The 6177-nt window shown below is 64.5% G+C and carries 6 protein-coding genes; all 6 read left to right on the forward strand.

Annotated elements, in window-relative coordinates; translation table 11 throughout:
* Positions 1–330 (forward strand): transcription termination/antitermination protein NusG (gene nusG / locus VFB18_RS05015; RefSeq protein WP_324971703.1); only part of this gene is annotated, 330 nt, incomplete at its 5' end.
* Positions 331–401: 71 nt separating this feature from the next.
* Positions 402–830, forward strand: coding sequence for a 50S ribosomal protein L11 (gene rplK, locus VFB18_RS05020; RefSeq protein WP_324971707.1), 429 nt, complete (start codon positions 402–404; stop codon positions 828–830).
* Between the two features lie 3 nt (positions 831–833).
* A complete protein-coding gene (rplA, locus tag VFB18_RS05025) occupies positions 834–1535 on the forward strand; it encodes a 50S ribosomal protein L1 (RefSeq protein ID WP_324971710.1) in 702 nt (233 codons plus the stop codon).
* Positions 1536–1871: 336 nt separating this feature from the next.
* The gene (rplJ, locus tag VFB18_RS05030) at positions 1872–2387 is read left to right on the forward strand and encodes a 50S ribosomal protein L10 (RefSeq protein WP_324971713.1); all 516 of its coding nucleotides are present in this window, start codon (positions 1872–1874) and stop codon (positions 2385–2387) included.
* A 46-nt stretch (positions 2388–2433) separates the two neighbouring features.
* Positions 2434–2811 carry a 50S ribosomal protein L7/L12 gene (gene rplL, locus VFB18_RS05035; RefSeq protein ID WP_324971716.1) on the forward strand — a complete coding sequence of 126 codons (378 nt, stop codon included), beginning with the start codon at positions 2434–2436 and terminating at the stop codon, positions 2809–2811.
* A gap of 177 nt (positions 2812–2988) precedes the next feature.
* The coding region (gene rpoB, locus VFB18_RS05040) for a DNA-directed RNA polymerase subunit beta (protein ID WP_324971719.1) at positions 2989–6177 on the forward strand (3189 nt) is incomplete at its 3' end.

Raw genomic sequence — 6177 nt, forward strand, 5'->3', positions numbered from 1 at the left:
AAGATGGAGCTGAACGATCAGACCTATCATCTGATTAAGTCGACGCCAAAGGTCACCGGCTTCCTCGGCACCGAGAACAAGCCGATCCCGATCAGCGACGAGGAGGCGAGCCGCATCCTCCAGCAGGTGCAGGAGGGGGTGGAGCGTCCGAAGCCCTCGGTCACCTTCGAGATCGGCGAGCAGGTGCGCGTCGCCGACGGCCCGTTCGCCTCGTTCAACGGCCTGGTCGAGGAGGTGGACGAGGAGCGCGCGCGGCTCAAGGTTGCGGTGTCGATCTTCGGACGGGCGACGCCGGTCGAGCTCGAATACGCGCAGGTCGAGAAGATTTAGAGGAGTTGGGACCGCGTCATGCATTGCCGGGTCAAGCCCGGCAATGACGAGGCAGATGAAAGAGTACAGGGATGGCGAAGAAGATCGAAGGTTACATCAAGCTGCAGGTGCCGGCGGGGCAGGCGAATCCCTCGCCGCCGATCGGACCTGCGCTCGGCCAGCGCGGCGTGAACATTCCCGAGTTCTGCAAGCAGTTCAACGCGGCGACGCAGAAGCTCGAGCCGGGATCGCCGATCCCGACCGTGATCACCGTCTATGCCGACCGCTCCTTCACTTTCGAGATGCGGACGCCGCCGGCGTCCTATCTGCTCAAGAAGGCGGCGAAGATCACCAAGGGATCGACGGCGCCGGGACGGACCGGCGCCGGCAGTGTGACCAAGGCGCAGCTCCGCGAGATCGCCGAGGTCAAGATGAAGGATTTGAATGCGAGCTCCATCGAGCAGGCGATGAAGATCATCGCCGGCTCTGCGCGCTCGATGGGCCTTGAGGTGCAGGAGTAGATCATGAGCAAACCCGGCAAGAGGTTTCGGACCGCCGCCGAGAAGATCGACCGCGAGACGCTGTACTCGCTGGAGGACGCGGTGAAGCTCGTCAAGGACGGCGCCAAGGCGAAGTTCGACGAGACGATCGAAATCGCCATGAATCTCGGCGTCGATCCGCGCCACGCCGACCAGATGGTGCGCGGCGTGTGCCAGCTGCCGCACGGCTCGGGGCGCAAGCTCAGGGTCGGCGTGTTCGCCAAGGGCGCCAAGGCCGAGGAGGCGAAGAAGGCGGGCGCCGACGTGGTCGGCGCCGAAGATCTCGTCGAGCAGGTGCAGAAGGGCGTCATCGAGTTCGACCGCTGCATCGCTACGCCGGACATGATGCCGCTCGTCGGCCGTCTCGGTAAGGTGCTGGGTCCGCGCGGCCTGATGCCGAATCCGAAGGTCGGCACCGTAACTATGGATGTGGCGGCCGCGGTTCGCGGGGCCAAAGGCGGCGCGGTCGAGTTCCGCGTCGAGAAGGCGGGCCTGATCCATGCCGGCGTCGGCAAGGCGTCGTTCAGCGAGAAGGCGCTGGTCGAGAACATTCGCGCCTTCACCGATGCGGTGATGAAGGCAAAGCCGTCGGGCGCCAAAGGCACGTTCTTGAAAAGGGTCGCGGTCGCTTCGACCATGGGCCCCGGCGTCAAGATCGAGCCGGCGAGCCTGACCGGCAGCGCATAGTTTGAAGAGTTTCGGGGCCTATTGGTCCCGAAGGATCGCTTCGATGAGAGGCGGTCCAAACCTGTCCGAGATTGCAGGTGCGGGTTCCCCGCTTAAGCCAAAAGGGCCTGCATGAGACGGGAGACGAAACGGTTCGATGGGTGCGGCTGACCGCAACCAGGAGATCGGTTTGAACCTCGTAGTTGGCTCAAGCGCATGTGCGCGCGGGCGGACAGGCATCGGAGCGTCGCTCGAAGGAGCGGGGCGCGGGTTGTCGCCTGGTCCCCGCAGCTTCTTGCGGCATTGAACGTGGCTTGGGGCCCTCGCTTCGAGGACCTCGAACAGACGGAGTGAGCATTGGATAGAGCAGAGAAGCGCGAAGTCGTGACGGCGCTTCACGACGTCTTCGCCAAAACCGGCGTCGTCGTCGTCGCTCACTATGCGGGCCTGACGGTCTCCGCCATGACCAAACTGCGCAGCGAGATGAGAAGCGCTGGCGGCCAGGTCAAGGTGGCGAAGAACAGGCTCGTCAAGCTCGCGCTCGAAGGCACCGACGCCAAGGGCATCGCGGATTTGCTGAAGGGGCCGACCTGCCTCGCATTTTCGCCCGATCCCGTGGCGGCACCGAAGATCGCCGTCAAATTCGCCAAGGCGAACGAGAAGTTCGTCATCCTTGGCGGAGCGATGGGGAACACGGTGCTCGACGCCAGAGGCGTGAGCTCGCTCGCCGACCTGCCTTCGCTCGATGAGCTCAGAGGCAAGCTGATCGGACTTCTTCAGGCGCCGGCGAGCAAGATCGCCCGCACCGTGAATGAGCCGGCAGCGAAGCTTGCCCGCGTGCTCGCAGCCTACGGCAAGAAAGACGCGGCGTGAGCCGACGAGACGCTAACAGCAGATTAGAACCTACGAGGATAAGTAAATGGCAGATCTCCAGAAAATCGTGGACGAGCTTTCGAGCCTGACGGTGCTCGAGGCCGCCGAGCTTGCGAAGTTGCTCGAAGAGAAGTGGGGCGTTTCCGCCGCCGCTCCCGTGGCCATGATGGCCGCCGCAGGCGCGGCGCCCGGTGCGGCACCCGCCGAGGAGAAGACCGAGTTCACTGTCGTGCTCGCTTCGGCCGGCGCCCAGAAGATCAACGTTATCAAGGAGGTACGTGCGATCACGAGCCTCGGCCTGAAGGAGGCCAAGGACCTCGTCGAAGGCGCGCCCAAGCCCGTCAAGGAAGGCGTGACCAAGGACGAGGCCGAGAAGATCAAGAAGCAGCTCGAGGCGGCCGGAGCCACTGTCGAGCTTAAGTAAAATGGGCTTGAAAGGGGCCCGGGCGGCCACCATATGCGATGGTTCGCCCCGGGCCCCCAAACCCATCACAATTTGCCTATGACGTTTCGCCTGAGCTTCCGCTTGCCCCGTCGCGGAATCTCCGGCGAGCCGTCGCGACGAGCCCCGAAGCGGGGGCCACGAGCCTAAGAGGACCAAATGGCGCAGCAGACTACTTCTAACGGTCACAAGCGTTTGCGGAAGATGTTCGGCAAGATCCACGAAGTGGCCGAAATGCCGAACCTCATCGAGGTACAGAAGCAGTCTTACGATCAGTTCCTGATGGTGGAAGAGCCCGAGGGCGGACGCGCCGACGAAGGGCTCCAGGCCGTGTTCCGCTCGGTCTTCCCGATCAAGGATTTCGGCGAGCGCGCGCAGCTCGAGTTCGTGCGCTACGCCTTCGAGGCGCCGAAATACGACGTCGACGAGTGCCAGCAGCGGGGCATGACCTTCGCCGCGCCGCTCAAGGTGACGCTCCGCCTTATCGTGTTCGACGTCAACGAGGAGACGGGCGCCCGCTCGGTCAAGGATATCAAGGAGCAGGACGTCTACATGGGCGACATGCCGCTCATGACGTCGAACGGCACCTTCGTCATCAACGGCACCGAGCGCGTCATCGTCTCGCAGATGCACCGCTCCCCCGGGGTGTTCTTCGACCACGACCGCGGCAAGACCCATTCCTCCGGCAAGCTCCTGTTCGCCGCCCGCATCATTCCCTATCGCGGCTCCTGGCTCGACTTCGAGTTCGACGCCAAGGACGTCGTCTATGTGCGCATCGACCGGCGCCGCAAGCTGCCGGTGACGACGCTGCTCTACGCGCTCGGGCTCGACGACGAGGAGATCCTCGCCACCTTCTACGACCGCATTCCGCTCAAGGCGACCAAGGAGGGATGGCGCATGCCGTTCCGTCCCGATCGCATGCGCGGCATCAAGCCCACCTCCGACCTGATCGATGCCAAGACCGGCAAGGTGGCCATCGAGGCCGGGCGCAAGGTCACCGCGCGCCTCGCCAAGAAGCTCGCCGACGAGGGTCTGAAGGAGCTTCTCGTCAGCGACGAGGACCTCCACGGCCGCTACCTGGCGCAAGACATCGTCAACATGGAGACGGGCGAGATCTACGCCGAGGCGGGCGAGGAGATCGACGCCAAGCTGCTCGCCACGCTCAAGGATCTCGGTCTCAAGGAGATCCCGATCCTCGACATCGACCACGTCAATGTCGGCGCCTTCATCCGCAACACGCTTGCCATCGACAAGAACTCCAACACCGAGGAGGCCTTGCTCGACATTTACCGCGTGATGCGTCCGGGCGAGCCGCCGACGCCGGAGGCCGCGCTTACTCTGTTCAACGGCATTTTCTTCGACGCCGAGCGCTACGACCTGTCGGCCGTGGGCCGGGTCAAGATGAACATGCGGCTTGACCTCGAGTGCCCGGACACGGTGCGCACGCTGCGCAAGGAGGACATCCTCGCGGTGATCAAGACGCTGGTCGATCTGCGCGACGGCAAGGGCGAGATCGACGACATCGACCATCTCGGCAATCGCCGGGTGCGCTCGGTCGGCGAGCTGATGGAGAATCAGTATCGCGTCGGCCTTCTGCGCATGGAGCGGGCCATCAAGGAGCGCATGAGCTCGGTCGATATCGACACGGTGATGCCGCAGGACCTGATCAACGCCAAGCCCGCGGCCGCCGCGGTGCGCGAGTTCTTCGGCTCCTCGCAGCTCAGCCAGTTCATGGACCAGACCAATCCGCTGTCGGAGATCACCCATAAGCGGCGTCTGTCGGCGCTCGGGCCGGGGGGGCTCACGCGCGAGCGCGCCGGCTTCGAGGTGCGCGACGTGCACCCGACCCATTACGGCCGCATCTGCCCGATCGAGACGCCGGAAGGTCCGAATATCGGTCTCATCAACTCGCTCGCCACCTATGCGCGGGTCAACAAATACGGCTTCATCGAGAGCCCGTACCGGCGCGTGGTGAAGGGCAAGGTGACCGACGAGGTGGTCTATCTCTCGGCCATGGAGGAGGCGCGCTACGTCATCGCCCAGGCCAACGCCAAGCTCAATCCGAACGGCACCTTCGCCGAGGAACTCGTGGTGTGCCGTCATGCCGGCGACGTCGAGCTCGAGCCGCCGGAGAAGGTCGATCTCATCGACGTGTCGCCGAAGCAGCTCGTGTCGGTCGCGGCCGCGCTCATCCCGTTCCTCGAGAACGACGACGCCAACCGCGCGCTCATGGGCTCGAACATGCAGCGTCAGGCCGTGCCGCTGATCACCGCCGAGGCGCCGCTGGTCGGCACCGGCATGGAGGAGGTGGTGGCGCGCGATTCGGGCGCGGCCATCGCCGCGCGCCGCACCGGCGTGGTCGATCAAGTGGACGCCACCCGTATCGTCATCCGCGCCACCGAGGAGACCGATCCGTCGAAGTCCGGCGTCGACATCTACAATCTGCGCAAGTTCCAGCGCTCGAACCAGAACACCTGCATCAACCAGCGGCCTCTGGTGCGCGTGGGCGATCAGGTGAAGGCAGGCGAGATCATCGCCGACGGTCCCTCGACCGATCTCGGCGAGCTCGCGCTCGGGCGCAACGTGCTCGTCGCCTTCATGCCGTGGATGGGCTACAACTTCGAGGACTCGATCCTCATCTCCGAGCGCGTCGTGCGCGACGACGTGTTCACCTCGATCCATATCGAGGAGTTCGAGGTGATGGCCCGCGACACGAAGTTGGGGCCCGAGGAAATCACCCGTGACATCCCCAACGTCTCGGAAGAGGCCCTCAAGAATCTCGACGAGGCGGGCATCGTCTATATCGGCGCCGAGGTGAACCCCGGCGACATTCTCGTCGGCAAGATCACGCCCAAGGGCGAGAGCCCGATGACGCCTGAGGAGAAGTTGCTCCGCGCCATCTTCGGCGAGAAGGCCTCCGACGTGCGCGACACCTCGCTCAAGCTGCCGCCCGGCGTGTCGGGCACCGTGGTCGAGGTGCGCGTGTTCAACCGGCACGGCGTCGAGAAGGACGAGCGCGCCATGGCCATCGAGCGCGAGGAGATCGAGCGCCTCGCCAAGGACCGCGACGACGAGCTCGCCATCCTCGACCGCAACGTCTATGGCCGCCTCAAGGACACCTTGATGCACAAGATCGTGGCCAAGGGCCCGAAGGGCATCAAGAAGGACGCCAAGATCACCGAGGCCATGCTTGACGAGATCGCCCGCACCCACTGGTGGGAGATCGCGCTCAAGAACGAGAAGGCGATGGCCGAGGTCGAGGCGATCCGCCGCCAGTACGAAGAGGCCAAGAAGCGGCTCGAGCAGCGCTTCGTCGACAAGGTCGACAAGCTGCAGCGCGGCGACGAG

Origin of the sequence: Methyloceanibacter sp. (assembly GCF_035650995.1) — a bacterium.
Taxonomy (GTDB): Bacteria; Pseudomonadota; Alphaproteobacteria; order Rhizobiales; family Methyloligellaceae; genus Methyloceanibacter.

Excerpts from the sequence above, each read along its gene's own strand:
- rplK (WP_324971707.1), top strand. The coding sequence starts at position 402 with ATGGCGAAGAAGATCGAAGGTTACATCAAGCTGCAGGTGCCGGCGGGG.
- rplA (WP_324971710.1), top strand. The coding sequence starts at position 834 with ATGAGCAAACCCGGCAAGAGGTTTCGGACCGCCGCCGAGAAGATCGAC.
- rplL (WP_324971716.1), top strand. The coding sequence starts at position 2,434 with ATGGCAGATCTCCAGAAAATCGTGGACGAGCTTTCGAGCCTGACGGTG.